Source organism: Streptomyces sp. NBC_01314, from assembly GCF_041435215.1.
Taxonomy (GTDB): domain Bacteria; phylum Actinomycetota; class Actinomycetes; order Streptomycetales; family Streptomycetaceae; genus Streptomyces.
In genome coordinates, this window is the sequence record NZ_CP108394.1 from 4,900,398 (window position 1) to 4,925,512 (window position 25,115).

The 25,115-nt window shown below is 69.8% G+C and carries 26 protein-coding genes; 8 read left to right on the forward strand and 18 right to left on the reverse strand.

Translation table 11 applies throughout. The annotated features are described in order from the left end of the window. Window positions 1-21: 21 nt before the first annotated feature. The 6 genes from folE to dacB form a co-directional block, all read right to left on the reverse strand. The gene (folE, locus tag OG622_RS21460) at window positions 22-627 is read right to left on the reverse strand and encodes a GTP cyclohydrolase I FolE (protein ID WP_371578194.1); all 606 of its coding nucleotides are present in this window, start codon (window positions 625-627) and stop codon (window positions 22-24) included. Between the two features lie 190 nt (window positions 628-817). Further along, window positions 818-2,833: an ATP-dependent zinc metalloprotease FtsH gene (gene ftsH, locus OG622_RS21465; protein WP_371584166.1), complete on the reverse strand. Its 2,016-nt coding sequence runs from the start codon at window positions 2,831-2,833 to the stop codon at window positions 818-820. 178 nt (window positions 2,834-3,011) lie between these two features. Further along, window positions 3,012-3,572, reverse strand: a complete 561-nt coding sequence (gene hpt, locus OG622_RS21470; RefSeq protein WP_371584167.1) for a hypoxanthine phosphoribosyltransferase — start codon at window positions 3,570-3,572, stop codon at window positions 3,012-3,014. Between the two features lie 93 nt (window positions 3,573-3,665). Further along, on the reverse strand, window positions 3,666-4,832 hold the full coding sequence (gene tilS / locus OG622_RS21475) for a tRNA lysidine(34) synthetase TilS (protein WP_371578195.1): 1,167 nt from the start codon (window positions 4,830-4,832) through the stop codon (window positions 3,666-3,668). Window positions 4,833-5,024: 192 nt separating this feature from the next. Next, the gene (locus OG622_RS21480; RefSeq protein WP_371578197.1) at window positions 5,025-6,149 is read right to left on the reverse strand and encodes a zinc-dependent metalloprotease; all 1,125 of its coding nucleotides are present in this window, start codon (window positions 6,147-6,149) and stop codon (window positions 5,025-5,027) included. 163 nt (window positions 6,150-6,312) lie between these two features. After that, a complete protein-coding gene (gene dacB / locus OG622_RS21485; RefSeq protein ID WP_371578199.1) occupies window positions 6,313-7,965 on the reverse strand; it encodes a D-alanyl-D-alanine carboxypeptidase/D-alanyl-D-alanine-endopeptidase in 1,653 nt (550 codons plus the stop codon). Window positions 7,966-8,044: 79 nt separating this feature from the next. Here dacB and OG622_RS21490 point away from each other — a divergent pair, with 79 nt between their 5' ends. Then, window positions 8,045-8,536 carry an inorganic diphosphatase gene (locus OG622_RS21490; RefSeq protein ID WP_371584168.1) on the forward strand — a complete coding sequence of 164 codons (492 nt, stop codon included), beginning with the start codon at window positions 8,045-8,047 and terminating at the stop codon, window positions 8,534-8,536. A gap of 136 nt (window positions 8,537-8,672) precedes the next feature. Beyond that, complete coding sequence (locus OG622_RS21495) at window positions 8,673-10,400, forward strand: threonine/serine exporter ThrE family protein (protein WP_371578200.1); 1,728 nt, start codon at window positions 8,673-8,675, stop codon at window positions 10,398-10,400. Window positions 10,401-10,559: 159 nt separating this feature from the next. Here OG622_RS21495 and OG622_RS21500 read toward each other — a convergent pair whose 3' ends face one another. Further along, complete coding sequence (locus OG622_RS21500; RefSeq protein ID WP_371578202.1) at window positions 10,560-11,501, reverse strand: DedA family protein; 942 nt, start codon at window positions 11,499-11,501, stop codon at window positions 10,560-10,562. A 176-nt stretch (window positions 11,502-11,677) separates the two neighbouring features. Next, the gene (locus OG622_RS21505) at window positions 11,678-12,439 is read right to left on the reverse strand and encodes a MerR family transcriptional regulator (RefSeq protein WP_371578203.1); all 762 of its coding nucleotides are present in this window, start codon (window positions 12,437-12,439) and stop codon (window positions 11,678-11,680) included. A 237-nt stretch (window positions 12,440-12,676) separates the two neighbouring features. On the opposite strand from OG622_RS21505, the gene OG622_RS21510 reads away from it, so the two are divergent. Beyond that, entirely contained in the window at window positions 12,677-14,098 is a 1,422-nt protein-coding gene (locus tag OG622_RS21510; protein ID WP_371578205.1) for a glutamate decarboxylase, read from the forward strand. Window positions 14,099-14,135: 37 nt separating this feature from the next. On the opposite strand, the gene OG622_RS21515 is transcribed toward OG622_RS21510, so the two are convergent. The 4 genes from OG622_RS21515 to OG622_RS21530 all read right to left on the reverse strand — a co-directional run bounded on the left by OG622_RS21515 (window position 14,136) and on the right by OG622_RS21530 (window position 17,911). Beyond that, window positions 14,136-14,777: a PadR family transcriptional regulator gene (locus tag OG622_RS21515; protein WP_371578206.1), complete on the reverse strand. Its 642-nt coding sequence runs from the start codon at window positions 14,775-14,777 to the stop codon at window positions 14,136-14,138. Between the two features lie 25 nt (window positions 14,778-14,802). Further along, window positions 14,803-15,351: a DinB family protein gene (locus OG622_RS21520; protein WP_371578208.1), complete on the reverse strand. Its 549-nt coding sequence runs from the start codon at window positions 15,349-15,351 to the stop codon at window positions 14,803-14,805. Window positions 15,352-15,482: 131 nt separating this feature from the next. Further along, entirely contained in the window at window positions 15,483-16,943 is a 1,461-nt protein-coding gene (locus OG622_RS21525) for an aldehyde dehydrogenase family protein (RefSeq protein ID WP_371578209.1), read from the reverse strand. A gap of 143 nt (window positions 16,944-17,086) precedes the next feature. Continuing rightward, complete coding sequence (locus OG622_RS21530; RefSeq protein WP_371584169.1) at window positions 17,087-17,911, reverse strand: helix-turn-helix domain-containing protein; 825 nt, start codon at window positions 17,909-17,911, stop codon at window positions 17,087-17,089. A gap of 346 nt (window positions 17,912-18,257) precedes the next feature. On the opposite strand from OG622_RS21530, the gene OG622_RS21535 reads away from it, so the two are divergent. After that, window positions 18,258-18,752, forward strand: a complete 495-nt coding sequence (locus OG622_RS21535) for an ATP-binding protein (protein ID WP_371578211.1) — start codon at window positions 18,258-18,260, stop codon at window positions 18,750-18,752. A gap of 105 nt (window positions 18,753-18,857) precedes the next feature. Here the strand turns inward: OG622_RS21535 and OG622_RS21540 are convergent, their stop codons facing one another. The 5 genes from OG622_RS21540 to rpmG form a co-directional block, all read right to left on the reverse strand. Continuing rightward, window positions 18,858-19,124, reverse strand: coding sequence for a DUF397 domain-containing protein (locus tag OG622_RS21540; protein ID WP_033524685.1), 267 nt, complete (start codon window positions 19,122-19,124; stop codon window positions 18,858-18,860). Between the two features lie 447 nt (window positions 19,125-19,571). Further along, window positions 19,572-19,805 (reverse strand): 30S ribosomal protein S18, encoded by a 234-nt coding sequence (rpsR, locus tag OG622_RS21545; protein WP_371578213.1) that lies wholly within the window; start codon window positions 19,803-19,805, stop codon window positions 19,572-19,574. 6 nt (window positions 19,806-19,811) lie between these two features. Beyond that, window positions 19,812-21,050: a GTP-binding protein gene (locus OG622_RS21550; protein ID WP_371578215.1), complete on the reverse strand. Its 1,239-nt coding sequence runs from the start codon at window positions 21,048-21,050 to the stop codon at window positions 19,812-19,814. Between the two features lie 5 nt (window positions 21,051-21,055). After that, complete coding sequence (locus OG622_RS21555) at window positions 21,056-21,319, reverse strand: type B 50S ribosomal protein L31 (RefSeq protein WP_371578217.1); 264 nt, start codon at window positions 21,317-21,319, stop codon at window positions 21,056-21,058. A 6-nt stretch (window positions 21,320-21,325) separates the two neighbouring features. Beyond that, window positions 21,326-21,490: a 50S ribosomal protein L33 gene (rpmG, locus tag OG622_RS21560; protein ID WP_371578218.1), complete on the reverse strand. Its 165-nt coding sequence runs from the start codon at window positions 21,488-21,490 to the stop codon at window positions 21,326-21,328. Between the two features lie 62 nt (window positions 21,491-21,552). Here rpmG and rpmB point away from each other — a divergent pair, with 62 nt between their 5' ends. From rpmB to OG622_RS21580, 4 genes are all read left to right on the forward strand, one after another. Continuing rightward, window positions 21,553-21,789, forward strand: coding sequence for a 50S ribosomal protein L28 (rpmB, locus tag OG622_RS21565; RefSeq protein ID WP_037702498.1), 237 nt, complete (start codon window positions 21,553-21,555; stop codon window positions 21,787-21,789). Beyond that, window positions 21,789-22,094, forward strand: a complete 306-nt coding sequence (rpsN, locus tag OG622_RS21570; protein WP_371578220.1) for a 30S ribosomal protein S14 — start codon at window positions 21,789-21,791, stop codon at window positions 22,092-22,094. The genes rpmB and rpsN overlap by 1 nt, the downstream gene beginning before the upstream one ends. A gap of 268 nt (window positions 22,095-22,362) precedes the next feature. Then, on the forward strand, window positions 22,363-22,899 hold the full coding sequence (locus OG622_RS21575; protein WP_371578221.1) for a hypothetical protein: 537 nt from the start codon (window positions 22,363-22,365) through the stop codon (window positions 22,897-22,899). 255 nt (window positions 22,900-23,154) lie between these two features. After that, the gene (locus OG622_RS21580; protein WP_371578223.1) at window positions 23,155-23,724 is read left to right on the forward strand and encodes a DUF4232 domain-containing protein; all 570 of its coding nucleotides are present in this window, start codon (window positions 23,155-23,157) and stop codon (window positions 23,722-23,724) included. A 16-nt stretch (window positions 23,725-23,740) separates the two neighbouring features. On the opposite strand, the gene OG622_RS21585 is transcribed toward OG622_RS21580, so the two are convergent. Next, window positions 23,741-24,967, reverse strand: a complete 1,227-nt coding sequence (locus OG622_RS21585) for a DUF2786 domain-containing protein (RefSeq protein WP_371578224.1) — start codon at window positions 24,965-24,967, stop codon at window positions 23,741-23,743. Window positions 24,968-25,115: the final 148 nt, after the last annotated feature.

Here is a 25,115-nt window from a genome sequence, read left to right on the forward strand (position 1 = left end):
CAGCCGGGCTCCTTCGACGGGTCAGCGGGCCAGTATCAGGCTCATCGCCTCGGCACGGGTCGTGGCGTCCCGGAGCTGGCCACGCACCGCGGACGTCGTGGTCTTGGCGCCCGGCTTGCGGATACCGCGCACCGACATGCACATGTGCTCCGCCTCGATGACGACGATGGCGCCCCGCGCCTCAAGGATCCTCACCAGGGAATCGGCGATCTGCGTGGTGAGTCGTTCCTGTACCTGCGGCCGGCGAGCGAACACCTCGACAAGCCGGGCCAGCTTCGACAGACCGGTGATCTTCCCGGTCTCGGCCGGGATGTAGCCGACGTGCGCCACACCGTGGAACGGCAGCAGGTGGTGTTCACACAGACTCACGATCGAGATGTCCTTCACCAGGATCATCTCGTCGTGCCCCAGATCGAACGTGGTCGTCAGCACGTCCTCGGGCTGCTGCCTGAGACCGGCCAGCAGCTCCTGGTACGCCCGCGCCACCCGCGCCGGAGTCTCCCTGAGCCCCTCACGGTCGGGATCTTCCCCGACCGCGATCAGCAGCTCGCGTACGGCGTTCTGAGCACGCTTCTCGTCGAATTCGCCGATGGTGCCCTCGCCGGCCAGCGTCACGGGGTCGGTCATGTGGTGCCTCGCTCCTGAGCCTGCGACGCGCACGAACTGCGCGTCTCATCTTTCGGCCATGTTCCGGTCATACAAAATGCCGTGCCCCCCAGGCTAGAACCTGGGGGGCACGGCATCCATTCCGGGCCTGGTGAGGCGGCCGGGTCCGGGAGCCGCGGCTCCCGGTGGCCGGTTCTCACCGGGTTCGGTGTCAGCTCTCCGCGCTCTCCTCCGGCGTCGCGTCGACGGGCGCCTTGACGGTGATCGCCGGCGTCGCGCCGTTGGTGCCGTTCGTCAGTGCCAGCTCCCGGGGGGAGAGCACCGGCGGACGGGTGGAGGGGGTGCGGCGGGAGGAGCCGGTCCAGGCGGGCCGGGCCGGGCGCTTGACGATGGAGGCGAAGACCTCGGCGATCTGCTCCTTGCCCAGCGTCTCCTTCTCCAGCAGCTGAAGCACCAGGTTGTCGAGGACGTCGCGGTTCTCGACCAGGATCTCCCAGGCCTCGTTGTGCGCGTTCTCGATGAGCTTCTTGACCTCCTCGTCCACCAGAGCGGCGACCTCTTCCGAGTAGTCGCGCTGGTGACCCATCTCACGTCCGAGGAACGGCTCCGAGTTGTCGCCGCCGAACTTGATGGCGCCGAGACGCTCGGTCATGCCGTACTGGGTGACCATCGCACGGGCCAGGCTGGTGGCCTTCTCGATGTCGTTCGAGGCGCCCGTGGTCGGGTCGTGGAAGACCAGTTCCTCGGCGGCGCGGCCACCCATCATGTAGCCGAGCTGGTCGAGCATCTCGTTACGGGTGGTCGAGTACCTGTCCTCGTCCGGCAGGACCATCGTGTAACCGAGGGCGCGGCCCCGGGACAGGATGGTGATCTTGTGGACCGGGTCGGAGTTCGGCGAAGCCGCCGCGACCAGGGCGTGACCGCCCTCGTGGTACGCGGTGATCTTCTTCTCCTTGTCCGACATGATCCGGGTCCGCTTCTGCGGGCCCGCGATCACGCGGTCGATCGCCTCGTCCAGCATGTGGTTGTCGATCAGCTTCTTGTCGCTGCGGGCCGTCAGGAGCGCGGCCTCGTTCAGGACGTTGGAGAGATCGGCACCCGTCATGCCGGGGGTGCGGCGGGCGACAGCCCCGAGGTCGACGTCGGGCGCGACCGGCTTGCCCTTCTGATGGACCTTGAGGATCTCCAGACGGCCCTGCATGTCAGGGCGGTCGACGGCGATCTGACGGTCGAAGCGGCCCGGACGCAGCAGCGCCGGGTCGAGGATGTCCGGCCGGTTCGTCGCGGCGATGAGAATCACGCCGCCCTTGACGTCGAAGCCGTCCATCTCGACGAGCAGCTGGTTCAGCGTCTGCTCGCGCTCGTCGTGACCACCGCCGAGGCCGGCGCCGCGATGGCGGCCGACCGCGTCGATCTCGTCGACGAAGACGATCGCCGGGGCGTTCGCCTTGGCCTGCTCGAAGAGGTCACGGACCCGGGAGGCACCGACACCGACGAACATCTCGACGAAGTCGGAACCGGAGATCGAGTAGAAGGGGACGCCCGCCTCGCCGGCGACGGCGCGCGCCAGCAGCGTCTTGCCCGTACCGGGCGGGCCGTAGAGCAGCACACCCTTGGGGATCTTGGCGCCGACGGCCTGGAACTTGGCGGGCTCCTGCAGGAACTCCTTGATCTCGTGGAGTTCCTCGACGGCCTCGTCCGCGCCGGCGACGTCCGAGAACGTCGTCTTCGGGGTGTCCTTGGTGATGAGCTTGGCCTTGGACTTCCCGAAGTTCATGACCCGGGAGCCGCCGCCCTGCATCTGGTTCATCAGGAACAGGAAGACGACCACGATGAGGACGAAGGGGAGCAGGGACAGCAGGATGCCGACGAAAGCGTTCTGCTTGGTCGGGGAGACCGTGTAGCCGTCGGGGATCTGCTTGTTCTGGAATTTGTCCTGCAGGGTGTTGGCGAGGGTGACGCCCTGGTCGCCGATGTAGCTCGCCTGGATCTTCGAGCTTCCCTCGATCTTCTGGCCGTCCTTGAGCTGCACCTTGAGGAGCTGCTCTTCGCCGGTGGTCAGTTTGGCTTCTTTGACCTTGTTGTCATTGATCGCCTGGACCACCTGGCCGGTGTCCACCGTCTTGTAGCCGCCGGACGAGCCGACAACCTGCATCAACACGACCACGGCAAGGACGGCCAGTACGATCCACATGACTGGCCCACGGAAGTATCGCTTCACGTCCATCCATACGGAGCGGTGCCGCCCCGTCCCTCCTGCCATAGTGAGTTTGATAAAAGACTGTTCTTCGGACGGTACCCCAGCATTGTCACCCGAAGTCGCAGGGGACTGTCGGCGATCCCGTCCTCGCATGCTCCAACGGCGCGAAACCCTCTGGGGTTCCCGAGCGTCTTACGGGGGTTGTTCAACCGCCGTAGACGTGGGGCGCGAGCGTACCGACGAACGGGAGGTTTCGGTACTTCTCGGCGAAGTCGAGGCCGTAGCCCACGACGAACTCGTTGGGGATGTCGAAGCCGACCCACTCCACGTCGATGGCGACCTTGGCGGCATCGGGCTTGCGCAGCAGGGTGCAGATCTTCAGGGACTCCGGCTCACGGGAGCCGAGGTTGGAGATCAGCCAGGACAGGGTCAGCCCCGAGTCGATGATGTCCTCGACGATCAGGACGTGCTTGCCCTTGATGTCGGTGTCGAGATCCTTGAGGATCCGCACCACGCCCGAGGACTGGGTGCCCGCGCCGTAGGAGGACACGGCCATCCAGTCCATGGTGACCGGGGTGGACAGCGCCCGGGCGAGGTCCGCCATGACCATCACCGCGCCCTTGAGGACTCCGACGATCAGCAGGTCCTTGCCCGCGTACTCCGCGTCGATCTTCGCGGCCAGCTCGACGAGCTTCGCGTCGATCTCTTGCTTGGTGATGAGCACCTCTTTGAGATCGGCGCCCATGTCTTTCGCGTCCACCCGCATCACTTTCGGTCGGTCGTCCCGGGGCCGCTCCCGGACACCCGTCCCGTACGAGGGGCCGGGGGCCCCGTGTGGGGGCCCGTCGGCGTCCGGTTTTCAGCCTTGCCGAATCACCAGTCTGCCACCCTGGCGCTGGGCGACGACCCGGCCGGGGAGATTGATGGCCCCCTGACCGCGCCAGCCGGTGATGAGACGGTCGACCTCCTCGATGTGCCGGGCGAAGAGGGAACCCGCCGGAGCACCGGCCTCGATGGCGGCCCGGCGCAGGATCCGGCGGCGTACGGCGGGCGGCAGGGCGTAGAGCTTCGCGCACTCCAGCAGGCCCGCGGCGTCCCGGACGGCGGGCTCGGCCTGGCGGGCCCAGGTGTCGAGGGCGTCGGCATCGTCCCGGGAGAGCCGGGCCGTACGGGCGAGGGCCTCGACGACGCCCTTGCCGAGCGCCTTCTCCAGGGCGGGCAGCCCCTCGTGGCGGAGCCTGGACCGCGTGTAGGCGGGATCGGCGTTGTGTGGGTCGTCCCACACCGGCAGCGACTGGACCATGCAGGCCTTGCGGGCGGTCTGCCGGTCGAGCTGGAGGAAGGGGCGGCGGTAGCGGCCGTCGGCCCCCGAGACCGCGGCCATACCGGACAGGGAGCGGATGCCGGAGCCGCGGGCGAGGCCGAGCAGGACGGTTTCGGCCTGGTCGTCGCGGGTGTGGCCGAGCAGGACGGCGGTGCCGCCGTGGCGTTCCAGCGCGGCGTCGATGGCACCGTAGCGGGCGTCCCGGGCGGCGGCCTCGGGGCCGCCCTCGCGGCCGACGGTCACGGCCACGGACTCGACGGGGTCCAGGCCGAGTTCCCGCAGGCGCAGGGCGACTTCCTCGGCGCGCAGGTCGGAGCCGGGCTGCAGACCGTGGTCGACGGTGATGCCGCCGGCCCGGACGCCGAGCTTGGGCGCCTCGAAGGCGAGGGCGGAGGCGAGCGCCATGGAGTCGGCGCCGCCGGAGCACGCCACGAGCACGAGCGGCCGCTCGTGTGCGCCGGTCCCGAGGTGCGGGGCACCCGCGCGCGCGGACGCGCTGCGCCTGACGCCGATGGGCACGGCCGCGGGGGGTACGGCCGTGGAGGGCGCGGGCAGGGGTTGTGCGCCCGTGCCTGACGGCGCGCCGGGGGTCGCGCGGGCGGGCGCGTGCGGGGTGGTGTTCGTGTCGTGTTCGGTGAGGAGGTCGTGGAGTACGCGGCGGACCGCCAGGCGTATCGCCGCGACCGCGGGGTGGGGACCCATGTCCGGTTCCCTTCATGAAATTGTCCGGGGGGTGAGCCCGGTTCCGGTCACTCAGAGTGTGTAGATGGTGACAGAACCGGGCCGTTCCCCGAGCATTGCACGCCTACCCCTCGCTCACGGTCCCTCGGACGGGTGATTGGAGGAGCGTTTGCCTGCCGTAGGCCGAATTCGTTCACCACGCTCACGCGCGGCTCACGACTCCGCCTTGCGATGCATCCGCGTGACCCAGTCCGCCGGTTTGGCGATCTCCGCCTTGGTCGGCAGGGTGTTCGGGGAGGTCCACACGCGGTTGAAACCGTCCATGCCGACCTGTTCGACGACCGCCCGTACGAACCGCTCGCCGTCCCTGTACTGCCTGAGCTTGGCGTCCAGGCCCAGCAGTTTGCGCAGGGCCTGGTCCAGGCGGGAGGCCCCCTTCGCGCGTCGCTGCTGGAACTTCTCGCGGATCTCGGCGACCGAGGGCACGACGGCCGGACCGACCCCGTCCATCACGTAGTCGGCGTGGCCCTCCAGGAGGGACATGACGGCGGTCAGGCGGCCGAGGATCTCGCGCTGGGCGGGGGTCTGTACCAACTCCACGATCGAGTGACCGTCGTCGCCCACCTCTCCCTCGGGCCGACCACCCGCGAGTGACTGCGCGGCCTCCCTGATGCGCTCCAGGAAAGTCGTGGGGTCGACCTCGGTCTCCCCCAGGAACGACTGGATTTCACCCTCCAGGTGGTCCCGCAGCCAGGGGACCGCCGTGAACTGCGTCCGGTGCGTCTCCTCGTGCAGACACACCCAGAGGCGGAAGTCATGGGGGTGGACGTCGAGTTCGCGCTCCACGTGCACGATGTTCGGCGCGACGAGGAGCAGTCGGCCGCCGCCGTTCTCCCCCGCCGGGAGTTCGCGGGTCGCCGGGGCGAACGTCTCGTACTGGCCGAGGACCCGGGAGGACAGGAACGACAGGAGCATGCCCAGCTCCACGCCGGTGACCTTGCCGCCGACGGCGCCGAGGACGGCCCCGCCCGGGGTGTTGCCGCGACGTTCCTGCATCTTGTCCAGCAGCGGCTTCAGCAGTTCCCGGAAGCCGGCGACGTTGGCCCGGACCCAGCCGGGCCGGTCGACGACGAGGACAGGGGTGTCGTCGCCCGTGTCGGGCAGCATCCGCGTGAAGGCGCGCACGTGTCCCTCCGACGCCTTCGCGTGCCTGCGGAGCTCGGCGACGATGGCCCTGGCATCGTCGCGGCTCACCTCGGGGCCCGGCCGCACGAGCCGGGTCGCGGTCGCCACCGCGAGATTCCAGTCGACCATCTCGGCACCACCGATACGAGTCATGTTGTCAACCGTACGTGAGCGCTGCCGCTGGGGGCAGGCCGTGGGGTGGGGGGTGGGTGCGGTTGTGACTTGGGCGCGGGTGGGTCGTGGTCGCTCGCGCGGTTCCCCACGCCCCTGAAAAGCAGGGGCCGCGCCCCTTGCTCTTCCCCGGGCTGTTCCCCCCTCAGCGGCAGCCGCACATCGCCAAGGCCGAGGTTGCGTCTGTCAGGGCCTTCTTGGCGAGGTCCGTGTTCCCCAGCTCTGTCTCCGTGGCCAGGAAGGCGAAGGCCAGGAGGCGGCCGTCCGCGTCGACGACCGTGCCGGCGAGGGTGTTCACGTTGCTCAGGGTGCCGGTCTTGGCGCGGACGACGCCGGTGCCGGTGGCGTCGGTGGAGTAGCGGGTGCGGAGAGTGCCGGTGAAGCCGGCCACGGGGAGGCCGGTGAGGACGGGGCGGAGTTCGGGGCGGGAGGGGGCCGCGGACTCGGCCAGGAGAGCGGTGAGGAGGGCAGGGGTCAGCCGGTTGCCCCGGCTGAGGCCGCTGCCGTCCGCGAACTCGACGCCTTCCAGGGGCACTTCGAGCGTCTTGAGTTCCTTCTTGATGGCCGCCGCGCCGCCTTCGAAGCTCGGCCGCTCGCCCGTCGCGAGCGCCACCTGCCGGGCGAGGGCCTCGGCGATGTCGTTGTCGCTGTTGGTGAGCATGCGCTCGACCAGCGTCGAGAGGGGCGGGGAGGAGACCGCGGCGAGTTCCTCGGCGTCCTTGGGGGCCCGGCCGGAGTCGTCGGTCTTCGTCTTGATGCCCCGCTGCTCCAGAAGGTCGGCGAACTTCGCGGTCGCGTGCGCCGCCGGGTCCCTGTCGCGGTCCGCGCTGCCGCTGGACGAGTCGTTGAGACGGGCCTCGTCGGCCATGAGGGGGACGACGAGGGCGAGATTGCCGTTCTCTCCGATGGTGTGCTGCTCGGGGCCCTCGTAGAGGGAGGTGTCGTAGGTGAGGGTGATCTCGTTCAGGTGACGCTTGCCGAGGGCGGCGGCCGTCTCGTCGGCGAGGGTGCGCAGGCTCGCGTAGCCCCCAGTGTCCTTGTGGGCGGTGAGGGTGGGGTCGCCGCCGCCGACGAGGACGACCTCGGCGGAGTCGGGCGCCAGGACCGTACGGGTCTCGATGCGGTGGTCGGGGCCGACCGCCGAGAGGGTCGCGACGGCCGTGGCGATCTTGGTGGTGGAGGCGGGGGTCAGGGCCTCGTTCGCGTTCTGGGCGTACAACTGCTCGCCGGTCTCGACGTCGACGACGGCGGCCGCGCGGCGGGGGCCCAGGACGGAGGAGTTCAGGAACGGGTCGAGGGCGGCCGCCAGGGCGGCGGACTCGGGCGCGGAACCCGCTCCGGAGGCGCCGCCGAGGCCTGCCAGTACGGAGGGGGCGCTCGGCGCCGGTTTGGGCGCCCCCGCCGCCGTACCGGACGACATGCCCGAACCACTTCCGTGATCTGCGCCACCCTGGCCGGCCCGCGATGCCGCCCAGTCGCGCTCGGCCGTACGCTGACCGGAGGAGTCCCAGGGTCCGGCGGCGGTCACCGCCCCGGCCGAGAGCACCAGCCCCAGGGTGGCCGCGCCGGCGGTGAACTGGAGGTTCGTGAGCTTCTTCGTGTTCCCCGTGAGCTGCGAAGAGCGTGCCGTGACGGCGCTCGTGACGCGTACGACGCCGGGTTTCACCACCTGTGCGACGCGCGCGGCACCGGGCTTCACGGCGCGCGTGACGCGCGCGAGCCCCGGTTTCACGCCACGTGCGACCCTCACCACCTGCGTTCTCGCGGCCCGCCAGACCTTTGGCTCCGGCACGACCACCAGCCCCTTTCGCGATCACCCACCTGCGTGAGGGACACTTAACCACCAGAACTATGTGTTGATCATGGAGGAGCCACCGGTGGAGTTCGACGTCACGATCGAGATTCCGAAGGGTTCGCGGAACAAGTACGAGGTGGACCACGAGACCGGTCGGATCCGCCTGGACCGTCGACTCTTCACCTCGACCGCCTACCCGACCGACTACGGATTCGTCGAGAACACCCTCGGCGAGGACGGCGACCCGCTGGACGCGCTGGTCATTCTTGACGAGCCGACGTTCCCGGGCTGCCTCATCAAGTGCCGCGCGATCGGCATGTTCCGGATGACGGACGAGGCCGGCGGCGACGACAAGCTGCTGTGCGTGCCGGCGACGGATCCGCGCCAGGAGCACCTGCGTGACATCCACCACGTCTCGGAGTTCGACCGCCTGGAGATCCAGCACTTCTTCGAGGTCTACAAGGACCTGGAGCCCGGCAAGTCCGTCGAGGGCGCCGACTGGGTCGGCCGCACCGAGGCCGAGGCAGAGGTCGAGAAGTCGTACCTGCGCTTCAAGGAGCAGGGCGGTCACTGAGCCCGGCTCTCTTGACGGCTGTTCTCGCGAACGGGCCGCGTGCCCCCTTGAGGGGTGCGCGGCCCGTTCGCGTACCAGTGCGTGTCGGTGCGCATACTGAGGCGTATCGACAGCGTCGTACAGGGAGCGCGGCTGAGTGGGAGTGACGGAACCGGGGAAGCTCGGGCCGGAGGAGGACCGCAAGCCGGTGTCGGACGCGGCGGGGGGCGCGTTCGTGCCGGTGGGCGTCGTTCTGGGGATCGACGGCGATGGGTCGGTGACCTCGGAGTTCGCGATCCCGGCCGGGCTGGACGTGCCGGTCGGCGGGCCGGAGTCGGAGGCGCAGACGACCTCCGAGTTCGCCCTGCCGGAGGGGCTGGCGCCGCCCGAGCCGGTGGCGACGGAGCAGGAGGGGTCCGCGTTCAGCGTGCCGCGGACCTACAGCGCGCGGCACGCGCCGGTCGCGTTCACGCCGCCGGGCGGGGTTCCGATCGTCAGTCTGACCAAGGACGTGCCCTGGCAGGACCGGATGCGCACGATGCTGCGGATGCCGGTGGCGGAGCGGCCCGCGCCGGAGCCGCCGGCGCGCGCGGAAGGCGATTCCGGGCCCGCCGTGCCGCGGGTGCTCGACCTCACCCTGCGGATCGGCGAGCTGCTGCTCGCGGGCGGCGAGGGCGCGGAGGACGTGGAGGCGGCGATGTTCGCCGTGTGCCGGTCCTACGGCCTCGACCGCTGCGAGCCGACCGTCACCTTCACCCAGCTGTCGGTCACCTACCAGCCGTCGCTGGTGGACGACCCGGTCTCGGCGTCCCGGATCGTCCGGCGCCGGGCCACCGACTACACCCGGCTCGCGGCCGTCTTCCATCTGGTGGACGATCTCAGCGACCCGGAGAGCGCGATCTCGCTGGAGGAGGCCTACCGGCGGCTCGCGGAGATACGGCGCAACCGGCACCCGTATCCCGGCTGGGCGCTGACCGTGGCGAGCGGGCTGCTCGCGGGCGCCGCGTCGGTGTTGGTCGGCGGTGGGGTCGTGGTCTTCGTCGCCGCGGCGCTGGGTGCGATGCTCGGCGACCGGCTGGCCTGGCTGTGCTCGGGGCGGGGGCTGCCGGAGTTCTACCAGTTCCTGGTGGCGGCGATGCCCCCGGCGGCGATCGGGGTGGCGCTGACGGTGACGCACGTGGACGTGGAGGCGTCCGCCGTCATCACCGGTGGGCTCTTCGCGCTGCTGCCCGGACGGGCGCTGGTCGCGGGCGCCCAGGACGGTCTGACGGGCTACTACATCACCGCCTCCGCCCGGCTCCTGGAGGTCCTGTACCTCTTCGTGGGCATCGTGGTGGGGGTGCTGCTCGTCCTGTACTTCGGCGTGAAGCTGGGCGCCGAACTGAACCCCGACGCGGCGCTCGGCAGCGCCGAGCGGCCGCTGTGGCAGCTCGGCGCGTCGATGCTGTTGTCGCTGACCTTCGCGGTGCTGCTGCAGCAGGAACGATCCACCGTGCTGGCGGTGACCCTCAACGGGGGTGTCGCCTGGGCCGTGTACGGGGCCATGCACGACGCGGGCCGGATCTCGCCGGTCGCGTCCACCGCGGTGGCCGCGGGGGTGGTGGGGCTGTTCGGACAGCTGTTGTCGCGGTACCGGTTCGCTTCCGCGTTGCCCTACACGACCGCGGCGATCGGGCCGTTGCTGCCGGGGTCGGCGACGTATTTCGGGCTGCTGGCGTTCGCGCAGAACGATGTGGACGCGGGGCTGGTGTCGCTGACCAAGGCGGGGGCCCTGGCGATGGCGATCGCGATCGGGGTGAATCTCGGGTCCGAGGTGTTCCGGTTGTTCCTGCCCGGTGCCGCGCGGGTGGGGCGGAAGGCCGCGAAGCGGACCAGGGGGTTCTGAGCGCCGGACAGCTCGGGGGTACGGGTGCGTCGGCGGGTGCGGGTGCGCGGGTTGCTCGCGCCCACGCGGCGGAGCCGCACATCGATACAGCCCCGCACCCCTAAAAACAAAAGCACCCGCGCCCCCGAGTGACGGGAGCGCGGGTAGGTGGCCCGTTGGTCAGTACTGCGGGTAGTCCTGGCCCTGGTAGCCCTGCTGGTTCTGGTTCGGGGGGTACTGGTTGCCCTGGGGGTACTGCTGGGCGTACGGCTGTTGTTGGGGCTGCTGGTAGCCGTGGTCCTGGTGGCCCTGCTGCTGGTAGCCCTGGTTGTCGTAACCCTGGTTGCCGTAGCCCTGGTTGCCGTAGCCCTGGTTGCCGTAGCCCTGGTTGGGGTCGTACGGCTGCTGCTGGGGCTCGGTCGGGGGAATGCGGCGGAGTTGGGTCGTCGCGTCGTCCATGGCCGGGGCGGCGGGGGGCTGCTGGGACTGCTGGGGCTGGTTCTTCTTCGCCTTCCTCGCCTTGAGGAGTTCGAAGATGATCGGGAGCACCGAGATGAGGACGATGAGGATGAGCATCGCCTCGATGTTGGTCCTGACGAACTCGATCTTGCCGAGCCAGGAGCCGAGGAGGGTGACGCCCGCGCCCCAGAGGATGCCGCCGACGATGTTGTAGATGAGGAACGTGCGGTACCGCATGCCGCTGACGCCCGCGATGATCGGCGTGAACGTACGCACGATGGGCACGAAGCGGGCCAGGACCAGGGACTTCGGACCGTGCTTCTCGAAGAACTCGTGGGCCTTGGTGACGTTCTCCTGCTTGAACAGGCGGGAGTCGGGCCGTTTGAAGAGCGAGGGGCCGACCTTCTTGCCGAACATGTAGCCCACCTGGTCGCCCAGGATCGCGGAGACGCAGATCAGGACGACGGCCGCCCAGAGCGGGAAGTCCAGCACATCGGTGGCGATCAGCATGCCCGCCGTGAAGAGCAGTGAGTCACCCGGCAGGAAGAAGCCGATGAGGAGGCCGGACTCGGCGAACACGATCAGGAGCAGGCCCCAGATACCGAACGAGTCGAGCAGATAGTCCGGATCCAACCAGCTCGGTCCGAGGGCGATCGTCGTCACGGTTCCGGGCTCCTGGGGGGTGAGAGAAAGGAGGGCCTGTGGGTGCGGACCCACCACGGTGGGACCCATAGGGGTGACCAAAGCTATCAACGCACGGTCACCCCACTAGGTTCCACCGGCTCCTCCAGAGTGCCCTGTGGCAGCACTGAGACCAAGCTGTGTGGTCAGCCGTGGGGTCAGGGGCGCCGACGGGCCGCGTTCGCGTTGATCGCGTCCCGCAGATGCTCGGCGAGACCGGGGCGCGTGGAGTCGTAGAACGCCTTGAAGCGCTCGTCGGAGACGTACATCTCACCGAGGCCCTGGTGCATCTCGTACGGGCAGTCGTAGAACCACGCGCCGATGTGCTGTCGGTGTTCCTCGGCCATGTTCATGGCCGCCTCGCCGGTCGGCTGCTCGCCGGCGGCCATCAGGGCGTCGTAGCGCGCGCCCCAGTCGGCCACCTCGTCCTGCATGCGCTTCCAGTCCTCCTTGGTGTACGTGGCGGCGCGGCGCTGCGACTCGGCGTACGCCTCCGTGCCGCCCCAGCGCTGTTCCGCCTCCTCGGCGTACTGCTCGGGGTCCTTGTCGCCGAAGACCTCGAACCGTTCCTCGGGGGTGAGGTTGATGCCCATCTTTTGCGCCTCCATGGCGTGCTCCACGGCCGCGGCCATCTTCTGCAGCTTCTCGATCCGGGCGGTCAGCAGCTCGTGCTGGCGGCGCAGGTGCGTCCGCGGGTCCGCTTCCGGGTCGTCGAGCAGGGTCGCGACCTCGTCGAGGGGGAAGCCGAGTTCCCGGTAGAACAGGATCCGCTGGAGCCGGTCGAGGTCGCCGTCGCCGTAGCGGCGGTGGCCCGCGCCGGTGCGCTCGCTCGGTACGAGGAGGCCGATCTCGTCGTAGTGGTGCAGCGTGCGCACCGTGATCCCGGCGAAGCCGGCGACCTGTCCCACGGTGTGGCTCATGCTTCCGCTCCCTTCTCGGTACGGGTTCCAGGCTGGGGCCTCACGTCACGTGAGGTGCAAGTCTTTGAACGCCTGAGGGGGTGGGGGGTTCGGTTCGTCGGCGGGTGCGGGTCCGGTGGGGGCTGGTCGCGCAGTTCCCCGCGCCCCTGAAAGGCAGGGGCGCCCGGCCCGCAGGCTACAAACGCACCCGGTACACGTGAGGTGCGAGTCCCCCGTGGCGGACCTACCGTCGAATACATGCCACTGCACCGATGGGACAGCGACGCCCAGCAGGACGGCGGGCACCGGCTCGCAGTGAACCCCTTCTACGGCCAGGCCAACCCGGTCGGCGGTATGACCGAGGCCCCGCCCAAGCACCGGCTCCCGGACGCCCCACTGGCCCCCTCGACGGCGTATCAGCTCGTCCACGACGAACTCATGCTGGACGGCAACTCACGGCTCAACCTCGCCACTTTTGTCACCACGTGGATGGAGCCGGAGGCCGCGGTCCTGATGGGTGAGTGCCGGGACAAGAACATGATCGACAAGGACGAGTACCCGCGCACGGCCGAGCTGGAGCGGCGCTGTGTGTCGATGCTCGCCGACCTGTGGAACGCGCCGGATCCGAACGCCGCCGTCGGCTGCTCCACCACCGGGTCCAGCGAGGCCTGCATGCTCGCCGGAATGGCCCTCAAGCGGCGGTGGATGCAGCGGAACGCCGACCGGTATCCCTCGGCGGGCGCCCGGCCCAACCTCGTCATGGGCGTCAACGTCCAGGTCTGCTGGGACAAGTTCTGCAACTTCTGGGAGGTCGAGGCCCGGCAGGTGCCCATGGAGGGCGACCGGTTCCATCTCGACCCGGCGGCGGCCGCGGCGCTGTGCGACGAGAACACCGTCGGGGTCGTGGGCGTGCTCGGCTCCACCTTCGACGGGTCCTACGAGCCGATCGCCGAGCTGTGCGCGGCACTCGACGACCTTCAGGAACGTACGGGTCTGGATGTGCCCGTCCATGTCGACGGCGCGTCCGGCGCGATGGTCGCGCCCTTCCTCGACGAGGAGCTGGTGTGGGACTTCCGGCTGCCCCGGGTGGCGTCCATCAACACCTCCGGGCACAAGTACGGGCTGGTGTATCCGGGGGTCGGCTGGGCGCTCTGGCGGTCCGCCGCGGAGCTGCCGGAGGAGCTTGTCTTCCGGGTGAACTACCTGGGCGGGGACATGCCCACGTTCGCGCTCAACTTCTCACGGCCCGGGGCGCAGGTCGTCGCGCAGTACTACAGCTTTCTGCGGCTCGGGCGTGAGGGGTACCGGGCGGTGCAGCAGTCGACGCGGGACGTGGCGACACAGCTCGCCGAGCAGGTCGGGAAGTTCGGGGACTTCCGGCTGCTCACACGGGGGGACGAGTTGCCGGTCTTCGCCTTCACGACGGAGGAGGGCGTCGCCGCGTACGACGTCTTCGACGTGGCCCGGCGGATGCGGGAGAAGGGGTGGCTGGTGCCCGCGTACACGTTCCCGGAGAACCGTGAGGATCTGTCCGTGCTCCGGGTGGTGTGCCGCAACGGGTTCACGTCCGATCTCGCGGGGCTGTTCCTGGAGGATCTCGGGAGTCTGCTGCCCGAACTCCGGCGGCAGTCCGGGCCGTTGGTCCAGGAGAAGGGGGCTGCTACAGGGTTCCACCACTAGGGAATGGGGCCGGCTCCTTCGCCCCTGAAAAGCGAAGTCAGCGGTCGTCGCCCGGATGCCGCTCCCCTGTCGTGTACGGGTTCTGCCGGCCCTCCGCCAGGACGCCGACGAACGGTTCGCCCTCGCCCGCGAAGGTGTAGGCGCCGTCGCGGATGCGGCCGATGAGGTCACGGGTCCACTCGGCGCCCGTGTCGGCGGAGTGGATCCAGAAGTTCATGATCTCGCCGATGTGGCCGAGCTGACCTGGTCCGTCCTCGGGGGTGTAGTACTCGGTGACGGACCTGCGCCACTTCTCGATGGAACGCACGCGCTCCTCCAGGAGTCCGAGCACCTCCTCCCGGCCGAGATCGACCATGGTGCCGAGCCCGGCGGAGAGGATGTCCGGCTTCTGGTCGTAGGCGGTGAGGGATTCGCGCACCAGCCTCAGGTACTCCTCGGTGCCCTTGTCCGTGATCTCGTACTCGGTGCGGGGCGGTCCGCCGGCGGTGGAGGGGGCGATCTCGTGCGCGAGCAGCAGTCCCTGTTTCGCCATCTGCTTCAGGGCGTGGTAGATCGAGCCGGGCTTGGCGTTGGACCACTCGTGCGCGCCCCAGTACTCCAGGTCGTTGCGCACCTGGTAGCCGTGGGCCCGCCCGTGCTGGCGCACGGCGCCGAGCACGAGAAGACGGATCGCTGACATGGGCCCAGCGTAGAACCACGAGAGGTCACCCCCAGCTCGTCCCCTGCTCCTTCGCCACCAGCTCGAAGGCGGTGGCTCCGTCCAGCGACTCACGGATGATGTCGGCGTGGCCCGCGTGCCGGGCGGTCTCGCGGATCAGGTGCAGACACAGCCAGCGCATCGAGAGCCACTCGTCCTTCGGGTTCCAGGACGTCTTCGGCAGTTCGAAGGTGTCGTCGAGGCTGGGCACCGCACGGATGAACGTCTCCGTAGCGGCGGCCACCTTCTCGTAGTACGCCAGCTGCGACTCCACGGTCTCGTCGCCCGTGAGGACGAAGCACTCGTGCCAGTTCGACTCGTCCCGGTGCGTCGTCGGGGGCTCGCCCTTGGCCCGGGCGATCCACCCCTGCTCGACCTCGGCGACGTGCTTGAGCAGCCCGGCCAGGGAGAGTTCACTGGCGCTCGGCCGGCTGGAGGCCTGCTCGTCGGTCAGTCCGAGCAGCGCGCGGCGGACGCCACCGCGCTGTTCCGCCACGAAGGCGAGCAACGCCCCTCGCTCGTCGCCCTTCGCCTCCGCGCTCACGTGCGTGACCATGGCCGTCTGCCTTTCGCCGGACCGGGGGCTCCGGGAGAGCCCCTCTGACACCGACGAAGCTACGGGCCCTTGCGGTCAGGTTCTGTCCGCAAGGGCCCGTCGGAGCGGGAGATGTACCGCGCGAGGCAGGGCTAGAACGGGAAGAAGCTCCGCTTGTGCTGGACCGAGATCCACTTCTGGGTGGTGAACGCGTCCACCGTCGTCTCGCCGTTGAGGCGGCCGATGCCGGAGTGCTTCTCGCCGCCGAAGGGGACGAGGGGCTCGTCGTGGACGGTGCCGTCGTTGACGTGGAACATGCCGGTGTCGATCTGCTTGGCGAAGTTCACGCCCCGCTCGATGTCACCGGTGTGGACGGCGCCGCTGAGGCCGTACGGGGTGTCGTTGACGATCCGGACGGCCTCCTCCTCGCCCTCGAAGGGGATGAGGAAGACGACGGGTCCGAAGACCTCCTGCTGGAGGAGGGCGGAGCCGGCGGGGACGTCTGTGAGGACGGACGGCTCGACCAGGTTGTCGGTCGTGGAGCCGTGGACGAGCGCCGTGGCGCCCTCGGCGAGGGCCTGCTCGACGACGGACTTGAGGGAGTCCGCCTGGGAGGAGTTGATGACCGGGCCGATGACCGTCTGCGGGTCGCTCGGGTCGCCGACCTTCAGGGACTTCACCTTGGTCACGAACTTCTCGGTGAACTCGGCCCGGATCGAGCGGTCGACCAGTACGCGGTTGGCGGCCATGCAGACCTGGCCCTGGTGGACGTAGCGCGAGAAGACGGCCGCGTCGACGGCGTAGTCGATGTCCGCGTCGTCCAGGACCACCAGGGCGCTGTTGCCGCCCAGTTCGAGGATCGTGCGCTTGAAGTTCGCGGCGGCGACGGTGGCGACGTGGCGGCCGACCTTGTCGGAGCCGGTGAAGGAGATGACCTTGGGGATGGGGTGCTCGATGAAGGCGTCGCCTATCTCGGCGATGTCGGTGACGACGACATTGAGCAGCCCGCCGGGCAGGCCGGCCTCCTCGAAGATCTTCGCGACCAGGGTGCCACCGGCGATGGGGGTGTTCTGGTGCGGCTTCAGCACGACGCCGTTGCCGAGGGCGAGGGCCGGGGCGACCGACTTGATGGAGAGCAGGAAGGGGAAGTTGAAGGGGCTGATGACGCCCACGACACCGACCGGCACACGGTAGAGGCGGTTCTCCTTGCCGTCGACCGGTGACGGAAGGATTCTGCCCTCGGGGCGCAGCGCCAGCTGAATCGATTCGCGCAGGAACTCCTTGGCGAGGTGCAGTTCGAACCCGGCCTTCAGGTGCGTACCGCCGAGCTCGGCGATGATCACCTCGGTGATCTCCTGCTCGCGTTCCTCGATGACCTTGAGGGTCTTCTCGAAGACCGCGCGACGCCCGTAGGCGTTGACCTCGGCCCATTCCTTCTGGGCCGCCTGGGCGGCCCGGTAGGCCTCGTCCACCTCATCGACCGTGGCGATCGTGATCGACGCGAGCTTCGCGTCGTCGTACGGGTTGAAGTCGATGATGTCCCAGGACCCTGAGCCCGGGCGCCACTCGCCACCGATGTACTGCTGGGCCAGGTCGGTGAAGTAGGACGACATGTGATCCTCAATCAGTCGGCATCGATCAAGATTGATCACTCGTCATCGTACTTGTGGGTAAAGGGAGTTGGAGAGCTACTCGGGAGACTCTGTGAAGACTCTCAGGGAGGCCGACAGAGAAGGCGCAGCGAAGGCGGGGAGGGTCAGGAGAGCTGCAGCAGCCCTCGCAGCAGGTCCCGGCTCTCGGCCGTGGACGGGCTGTCGTCCTGGAGCTGCCTGATCGCCCGCTCGTACTGGGCGATGTCCTCGCGCTTGTCCAGGTAGAGCGCGCTGCTGAGCTGTTCGAGGTAGACGACGTCGGTGAGGTCGGACTCGGGGAAGCTCAGCACGGTGAAGGCGCCGCTCTCACCGGCGTGGCCGCCGAAGCTGAACGGCATGACCTGGAGCCGTACGTTCGGGCGCTCCGAGATCTCGATCAGATGCTGGAGCTGACCCCGCATCACTTCCCGGTCGCCGTACGGCCGGCGCAGCGCGGCCTCGTCGAGGACGCAGTGGAACTCGGGGGCGCTCTCGGCCACCAGGTACTTCTGGCGCTCCATGCGCAGGGCCACCCGCTTGTCGATCTCGGCCTCGCTCGCGCCCTTCATGCCCCGGGAGACGACCGCGTGGGCGTACGCCTCTGTCTGCAACAGGCCGTGCACGAACTGCACTTCGTAGCTGCGGATGAGGTGGGCCGCCGCTTCCAGGCCGACGTAGGTGGGGAACCAGCTGGGCAGGACGTCCGAGTAGCTGTGCCACCAGCCGGCGACATTGGCTTCCTTCGCCAGGGAGAGCAGCGAGGTGCGCTCGGTCTCGTCGGTGACGCCGTAGAGGGTCAACAGGTCCTCCACGTCACGGGTCTTGAAGCTGACCCGGCCGAGTTCCATCCGGCTGATCTTCGACTCGGAGGAGCGGATCGAGTACCCGGCCTTCTCCCGGGTGATCCCCTGCGACTCGCGCAGCCGCCTGAGATGCGAGCCCAGCAGCATCCGCCTCACCACCGACCCGCTCGATTCACCGGCGCCCACGTTCGTCAGCCTCCCCAACTTCTTCAAGTGCCGCAGTCTGCCACTAAACCACTCCGATCCGCACTCGCCCGGTTACAGAAATGGAAAGTGTTCAACATCTGAGGCGGACGAGACGGAGGGGGAACGGGGGCAGGGTGACAGAAGAAATGTTGAGCAAGCGGTATGGGGAGGTCCATTTCGGGCGCGTGCACGTGCATCTGCCCTTGCATCTGCTGTACGCATCAGAAACCATGGTCCCGCGCCACCGCTGCTTCGCAACGACCGCAGACACCCGGGAGTGCCTCGCATGGGGACGAATGGATCGACCATGCTCGAACCCTTACGGCAGGGACTTCCGCCACTTGATCCCGCGACCGTGTCCGACGCCGCGTCCTGCGCGCTGCCGCCCCGCTACGAAGCGGTGCGCGACGCGCGGCAGTTCACTCGGGGCACGCTCGGCCAGTGGCAACTGGACGACCGCTTCGACGACGTCTGTCTCGTGGTCTCGGAACTCGTCACCAACGCCCTGCGGCACGGCCTGCCCTCCGGCAACGGATCGCGCCCGGCCCAGGACCCGCCCGTACGACTGCATCTGATGCGCTGGACCGAGCGGCTGGTGTGCGCGGTGCGCGACCCCAGTCACGACAGCCCGGTCGCCGGGGACTCCGAGGACTTCTCGGCGGAGTCGGGGCGCGGCCTTTTCCTGGTCGACTCGTTCGCGGACAGCTGGGGCTGGCATCCACTCGGTGGGGCACTCAGCGGCAAAGTGGTGTGGGCACTGTTCCAGGTGCCGCCCGTGCCGGGCCCGTACGCCGCCCGCTGAAGAACCGCGGCGCTTTTCGGCGCCGCGGTTCTACGCGTGTCACATCGTTTCTACGCGTGTCACATCGGCGGGCTCGCCGACAACCACCCCGCCGCCGGGCGGGGGTTATCCGACCAGGTGGTCGAACTCGCCGTCCTTGATGCCCAGGAGCATCGCCTCGATCTCGGCACGGGTGTAGACGAGCGCCGGGCCGTCGGGGAAGCGGGAGTTGCGCACCGCCACCTCACCGCCGGGCAGTCGCGCGAACTCCACGCAGTTGCCCTGCGAGTTGCTGTGCCGGCTCTTCTGCCAGGCCACCGCGTGGAGCTCGGTCAGCTCCGTCGCGGCCATGCCGTTGTACACGTCATCCACGCCGTACACGTCGTGGTCCACAGGTCGCTCCCCGGGGTGGTGCAGTGGTGCGCTTTGATGCGCATTGGCACTGGTGTGGCCAGTGATGCCCGTGCTGCCAGTGATGCAGCGGTCAACTGCCCCGGATCATAGCTTTGTTCACGTGCTGACGCGCGAGCGAATGCACCTGCGTATGCACGAGCAGATGCACGTGCACGGGGGGTGGTCTCGCGGTTACAGCACTGGAGAGACGTATGTCGGGGCGATCCTGTTCCATCGGCGGCCATGGAGATTCCTGACGTCCTGGTTCATGTCCCCATGTCCCTTCCTACGAGGGGCGGGTCCGTGCGGTTCAGGAGGCGGGCCCGGGGTGCGCAGGATGGCGGGAAACGACTGCCCCCGGGGAGGTCGGGAGCCTCCCCGGGGGCCGGGTGGGGGTGGTGGTTCGACGGTGTTCGGCGCGGTTCGGAGGACGTGCCGGGGCCACTGTCAGCGGGTGGAGTACGGCAGGAGGGCCATTTCGCGGGCGTTCTTGATGGCGCGGGCGAGCCGTCGTTGCTGCTGGGCGGTGACGCGGGTGACGCGGCGGCTGCGGATCTTGCCGCGGTCGGAGATGAAGCGGCGCAGCAGGTCGGTGTCCTTGTAGTCGATGTACGTGATCTTCGCCTGGTCCAGCGGGTTGGGACGGGACTTGACGGGCTTGCGCTCCGGCTTGCGGGGCATGGCGGGTCAGACCTCCAGGAAGGTGTCGAAGGGGCGCGGCAGTTGTTCCCAGGCGGTGCGTCCGGCGGCGTACTCGGCGTCGGTGAGCAGGCAGGACTCCAGAAGGTGTTCGAGTCCGTCGCGGTCCAGGCCGGGGGAGGTGAAGACGAGGTGCTGGCAGCGGTCGCCGTGCTCCGGATGCCAGTCGAGGGCGGCGGCGGCCCGGCGGACCGGGGGGACCAGGTCCCAGGCGGCGTCCGGGAGCGAGGCGAGCCAGGGGCCGACCGACTCCACGCACAGGGCGCCGCCGGCCGCGTCCCAGTGCAGCAGGGTGTCGGGGCGCTCCGCCAGCCAGAACCTGCCGCGACTGCGGGCGGCCGCGCAGCAGAGGTCCTCCAGCGCCGCGTACAGCCGCTCGGGGTGGAAGGGGCGATGGCGGTGCCAGACGAGGGTGGTGACACCGCATTCGTCGGCGTCGGTGGGGAGGAGGGCACAGGCGGGGTGCTGGGCGGCGGCGGCCGCGTCCACGTCGAAGCCGGAGAAGGCCGCGGCGAGGAGGGAGCCGGGGGGTGCCGTGGGGGTGGTGGTGCGTTGCGGGGTGCGGGTGCGTCGTGGCTGGTCGCGCAGTTCCCCGCGCACCTCGGAACCGGGGGTCGGCCCCTGGCTGCCGATGGGCACCCTCTGTGCCGTCGGGTGGAGTTGGGCCAGTAGGGCCCTGTCCTCGTCGTCCGCCTCCTCCGAGTCCAGGACGGCCAGGATCGGGGCGTACTCCAGTTGGCGGGCGAAGGTGTCGGCGACGGTGCGTCGGTCGGTGGAGGCGGCGGCCAGACCCCGGTCGGCGAGGTCGTCGCCGTCGCCGAGGTAGGGGAGGAGGAGGGCGGGGTCCACGGCCGTGATCACGGAGGTGAGGCGGAGGCCGCCGGCGGCGACCACCTCCGCCATCGCCTTCGGTTCGACCGAGTCCCAGAGTTCGACCACGGCCAGGCGGGTCAGGCCCGCGTCGGCCAGGCGCTCCAGTTCGGGGACGAGGTCCTCGCGCAGGGCGCAGCAGGCGCAGTCGTTGACGAGCCGGGTCTCACCGCTGGAGATGATGCCCGCGGCGTCCCGTACGGTCCGGACGACCCTGGCGTCCGGACCGTCGACGGCGGTGGAGAGGTCGTGGTGCAGCGCGACGCTGCCCGGGACCCCGGCGAGCAGCGCCTCGACGGCGGCCCGCCGGGCGTCGGCGTGCAGGCCGCCGACGATCGCGACAGACAGCTGGGTCACGTCGGTCAGCCCCGATTCTTTCCGGCGCCGGCGCCGTACCGCTTCTCGAACTTCTCCACACGGCCCGCCGTGTCCAGCACTCGCGCGGTGCCCGTGTAGAAGGGGTGGCTGACGTTCGAGATCTCGACGTCGACCACGGGGTACGTGTTGCCGTCCTCCCACTCGATCGTCTTCCCGCTCGTCATCGTCGAGCGGGTGAGGAAGGTGTGGTTCGCGGCGCGGTCCCGGAAGACGACGAGCCCGTACGAGGGATGGATGTCCTTCTTCATCGTCGGTCAGCGCTCCTCTCGGAAGTCGACGTGGCGGCCGACCCTCGGGTCGAACTTGCGCAGCGTCAGCCGGTCCGGATCGTTCCGGCGGTTCTTGCGGGTGACATAGGTGTGGCCGGTGCCGGCCGTGGACCGGAGTTTGATGACCGGGCGGAGTTCGTTGCGTGCCATGCTGATACCTTACTGAAAATGAATTCCATTTGCATCACTGGATCGAGAGAGGTGCATCACCCTTGTCCGCCCACTGCATGCTGACCGGCGCCCAGCCCGGCTTCGGCAACCGCATCTCGCACTCCCACCGGCGTACGTCCCGTCGCTTCGACCCGAACATCCAGTCCAAGCGGTACTGGCTGCCGAGCGAGAACCGCCATGTGCGGCTCCGGCTGAGCACCAAGGGGATCAAGACCGTGGACGTCATCGGCGTCGAGGCCGCCGTCGCGCGGATCCGTGCCCGGGGGGTGCGGGTCTGATGGCGAAGAAGAGCAAGATCGCGAAGAACGGGAAGCGGCAGGTGACCGTCGCCCGGTACGCCGCACGCCGGGCCGAGCTGAAGGAGGTCATCCGGCGGCCGTCCGCCACGGAGGCCGAACGCGACGCCGCCCAGCGGGAGCTGCGCGCACAGCCGCGCGACGCGAGCGCGACCCGCGTCCGCAACCGGGACCAGGTGGACGGGCGGCCCCGTGGGTACTTCCGGACCTTCGGGCTGTCGCGGGTGAGCCTGCGGGAACAGGCGCACGCGGGGTTCCTGCCGGGGGTGCGCAAGTCGTCCTGGTAGGGGTGGAGCGGCCGGGTGCGGTGGTGCCGGGCGTCGGGGCTTCCGCCGGGTGCCGTGCTGACGCCGGGCACCGTGGGCTTCCGTCAGGTGCCCGGCTGTCGTGGCTCGAGTCGTCCTCGGAGTCCTCACAGTTCCCGGCCATCTGCCGCAGAGCCACTCCTGGTAGCTTGCCGCTGTCGCCGCGGCGACCGGATCCGGCCACAGCTTTGGGAGACCTCCAGTGACTACGGCGAGTACGGCGACTACGGCGACTACGGCGATGACGGCGATGACGGCAAAGCCCGTGACCAGGGCTGCCTCCGCCCGTCGGCGCATGCGCGTCGCGGCCGCGGCGGCCGGGCTCACGGCCGCGCTCGTGCTGACCGGGTGCAGCGGTGACGGGGGCGACTCCGAGGCCAAGGAGTCGTCGTCGGCCGCCCCGAAGGCGACGGACAGCGCGGACAGCGCGGACAGCGGCGGCTCCGGGGACTCCTCCGGCGCCAAGACGGAGCTGCAGGGCAACTGGCTGGCCACGACCGGCGGCAAAGCGGTCGCCCTGTTCGTCAACGGTGACGAGGTCGCCGTCTTCGTGGGCACCTCGGTGTGCAGCGGCAAGGTCTCCGACTCGGCGAACATGCAGATGATCAACCTCAAGTGCCAGGACGGCAGCGACGATCGCACCGAGGGCATGGTGGACAAGGTCAGCTCCAAGGCCCTCACGATCACGTGGGAGGGCAGCGTCGGCGAGGAGACGTTCCAGAAGGCCGCGGGGTCCCTGCCGTCCGGACTGCCCACGGACCTGCCCACGGCGAGCGCCGGGTCGTAGAGCAGGGCTTGGGTCCGGTCCCGGATCAGGCCGTGGCGCGGGGCTTGGCTCAGGCCGTGGCGCAGGGCTTGGCTTGGGCCGTGGCGTAGGACTTGGGTCTGGTCGTGGCTCAGGTCGTCGATCGGGCCTTCGGCGGGCCGTGGATCGTAGATCATGTGTCGGACGGGCCGCGGAACCTCCGGGTTTCGCGGCCCGTTCGCACGTTCACACCGCCCCGGCTGTGCTGTGACAGCCACGAACTCCACCGGGAACTCCATGCGCACCGCTCCGACCGCCATCGCTGCCGCTCTCCTCGCTGCCCTCACACTGACCGCCTGTGGCGGGGGTGACGGAGGTGATGGGGGTGGCGGGAGCGGTGACGGCAAGACCGGCGCCGCCACCCCCGAGAGCGGGAAGGGCGGCGCGTGTACGGCCGCGCGGGCCGGCTTCGAGGTCGGGCCCAGCAGCGCCGCCCCGACCGCCGGTGACGAGGGTGCCGTACCGGTCACCGTCACCAACAAGAGCGACGCCGCCTGCACACTGACGGGTCTCGCCGGGGTCGACCTGTTCGCCGGCGACAAGTCCTGGGCGCTGCAGCCGCAGGAGGGCGCGTCCCAGGACACCGTGGCGACGCTGGAGGCCGGTCAGTCGATGACCTTCACCATCGCGTACGTGCGCGGAGTCGCCGGTGACACGGAGAAGAGCGCCGCGGTGGACGAGCTGAAGCTCACCCTGCCCGGGGACACCAAGGTCAGCAGCTTCAAGTGGCCGGACCCCGAGGTCGCGGTCAAGTCCGAGAGCACGCTGGAGGCGACGGTGGGGCCGTTCCTCCCGGCGGGCGACTGAGCCGTCGGCGTCCGGGTCAGGACGGCAGCCGGGGCCGCGCCCCGACCTGGGCGCGGTCGGCTGCCTCCGACCCCTGCCGCCAGCCGGCCAGGTCGCTGACCCCCCGGACGCGGGTGGTGACCGTGTCCGGGAACATACGGGTGAACTGGTCGCGGACGGCGACGCCGCGGGCGGCGAGGACGGGCAGGAGATCCTGCTCCGGGGCGCCCGCCCCGTGCGGGCCCACGCCTTCGGCCTCCGCCTCGGCGACCTGGGCCTCGGCGACCTCGGCCAGCCGGACCCCTATGCGGTGGGCGTAGGCGGCCAGGAACGACTGCCGGAAGGTCTTGGTCCGCTTGCGGCCGCCCTTGCGTTGGGCGGCCTCCGCCTTCGTCATCGCCGTGGTGGCCTGGACGAGGAGCGAGGTGTGGAGCAGTTCGACCACCTCCAGGTCGGCCTCGAAACCGACGACCGTGGAGAAACCGAGGTCGTCGTTCCAGACGGACTCGCAGCGGTTGGCCCGCGCCACGGCGTCGAGGAGCACCGCCTTGGCCGTCTCGTACGGCGGCTCGACGCCGATCCGGCAGGCGCCGGGCGCGTTCTTGCTGTGCGCGCGGGCCGCCAGCAGCGCCTCGTCGATGCTGTGCCGCGCCATCAGCTCCTGCGCCTTCGCGCTGAGCGCCTCCGCCTCCTCAGGGAAGCCCGTCGCCTCCGCCTTGGCGAGCAGCGCGCGGATACGGCTGAGCATGCGGGACTCGGGGTGGGGCGAGTTCTTGGCGCCGCCGGCCGTCCGCGGTTGGTCGAGGGGTTCGAGGGTGGGGAGACGCAGGAGGAGGCGGTACAGCTCCAGGGCCGTGGTGGCGTACGAGAAGCGGTCCGCGCGGGCGGGGTGCGCGGCGAGTTCCCTGACCTCGTCGAGCTGGGCGGCCCAGCGGGGGGCGGGTGGTGGCTGCCGGTTCCCGGCCGTCGACCCCCGCGTCTGCGCCTGCTCCTGCTCCTGCTCCTGCTCCTGCTCCTCGACGACGAGCCCGGCCAGGAGTCGTACGTGCTCGTCCTCCAGCTCGCGCCGCACGTACCGTACGACGTCGGCGGGCTGCCAGCCGCGTCGCCAGGCCCCCGCGACGAACTCCCGTCCGCGCCGGGCCAGTTCCGCGTCGGCCGCCGGGTCGGCGGCGAGCAGGGAGGCGCCGGTGTCGAGGGCGGCGTCGGTGTCGGCGTAGAGGGCCGCCTCGAAGGCGCGGTCCACCGTGCTGGTCGTACTCACGTGTTCGATCGTGTCATGGCGCGGGAGGGGCGGTAGCCAGGGGCTACGGCACGGGGCTGCGGCACGGGGTCGGTGGCCTTGCGCGGTAGGGCAGGCCATACCCCCGGGACGCCCTCCAGTGGGCGTGTGCGGGCGGGGCGCGGGCGGT

Excerpts from the sequence above, each read along its gene's own strand:
- folE (WP_371578194.1), bottom strand. The coding sequence starts at position 627 with ATGACCGACCCCGTGACGCTGGCCGGCGAGGGCACCATCGGCGAATTC.
- ftsH (WP_371584166.1), bottom strand. The coding sequence starts at position 2,833 with ATGGACGTGAAGCGATACTTCCGTGGGCCAGTCATGTGGATCGTACTG.
- hpt (WP_371584167.1), bottom strand. The coding sequence starts at position 3,572 with ATGCGGGTGGACGCGAAAGACATGGGCGCCGATCTCAAAGAGGTGCTC.
- tilS (WP_371578195.1), bottom strand. The coding sequence starts at position 4,832 with ATGGGTCCCCACCCCGCGGTCGCGGCGATACGCCTGGCGGTCCGCCGC.
- OG622_RS21480 (WP_371578197.1), bottom strand. The coding sequence starts at position 6,149 with ATGACTCGTATCGGTGGTGCCGAGATGGTCGACTGGAATCTCGCGGTG.
- OG622_RS21505 (WP_371578203.1), bottom strand. The coding sequence starts at position 12,439 with ATGAGCCACACCGTGGGACAGGTCGCCGGCTTCGCCGGGATCACGGTG.
- OG622_RS21510 (WP_371578205.1), top strand. The coding sequence starts at position 12,677 with ATGCCACTGCACCGATGGGACAGCGACGCCCAGCAGGACGGCGGGCAC.
- OG622_RS21515 (WP_371578206.1), bottom strand. The coding sequence starts at position 14,777 with ATGTCAGCGATCCGTCTTCTCGTGCTCGGCGCCGTGCGCCAGCACGGG.
- OG622_RS21520 (WP_371578208.1), bottom strand. The coding sequence starts at position 15,351 with ATGGTCACGCACGTGAGCGCGGAGGCGAAGGGCGACGAGCGAGGGGCG.
- OG622_RS21525 (WP_371578209.1), bottom strand. The coding sequence starts at position 16,943 with ATGTCGTCCTACTTCACCGACCTGGCCCAGCAGTACATCGGTGGCGAG.
- OG622_RS21530 (WP_371584169.1), bottom strand. The coding sequence starts at position 17,911 with ATGCTGCTGGGCTCGCATCTCAGGCGGCTGCGCGAGTCGCAGGGGATC.
- OG622_RS21535 (WP_371578211.1), top strand. The coding sequence starts at position 18,258 with ATGCTCGAACCCTTACGGCAGGGACTTCCGCCACTTGATCCCGCGACC.
- rpsR (WP_371578213.1), bottom strand. The coding sequence starts at position 19,805 with ATGCCCCGCAAGCCGGAGCGCAAGCCCGTCAAGTCCCGTCCCAACCCG.
- OG622_RS21555 (WP_371578217.1), bottom strand. The coding sequence starts at position 21,319 with ATGAAGAAGGACATCCATCCCTCGTACGGGCTCGTCGTCTTCCGGGAC.
- rpmG (WP_371578218.1), bottom strand. The coding sequence starts at position 21,490 with ATGGCACGCAACGAACTCCGCCCGGTCATCAAACTCCGGTCCACGGCC.
- rpsN (WP_371578220.1), top strand. The coding sequence starts at position 21,789 with ATGGCGAAGAAGAGCAAGATCGCGAAGAACGGGAAGCGGCAGGTGACC.
- OG622_RS21575 (WP_371578221.1), top strand. The coding sequence starts at position 22,363 with ATGACGGCAAAGCCCGTGACCAGGGCTGCCTCCGCCCGTCGGCGCATG.
- OG622_RS21580 (WP_371578223.1), top strand. The coding sequence starts at position 23,155 with ATGCGCACCGCTCCGACCGCCATCGCTGCCGCTCTCCTCGCTGCCCTC.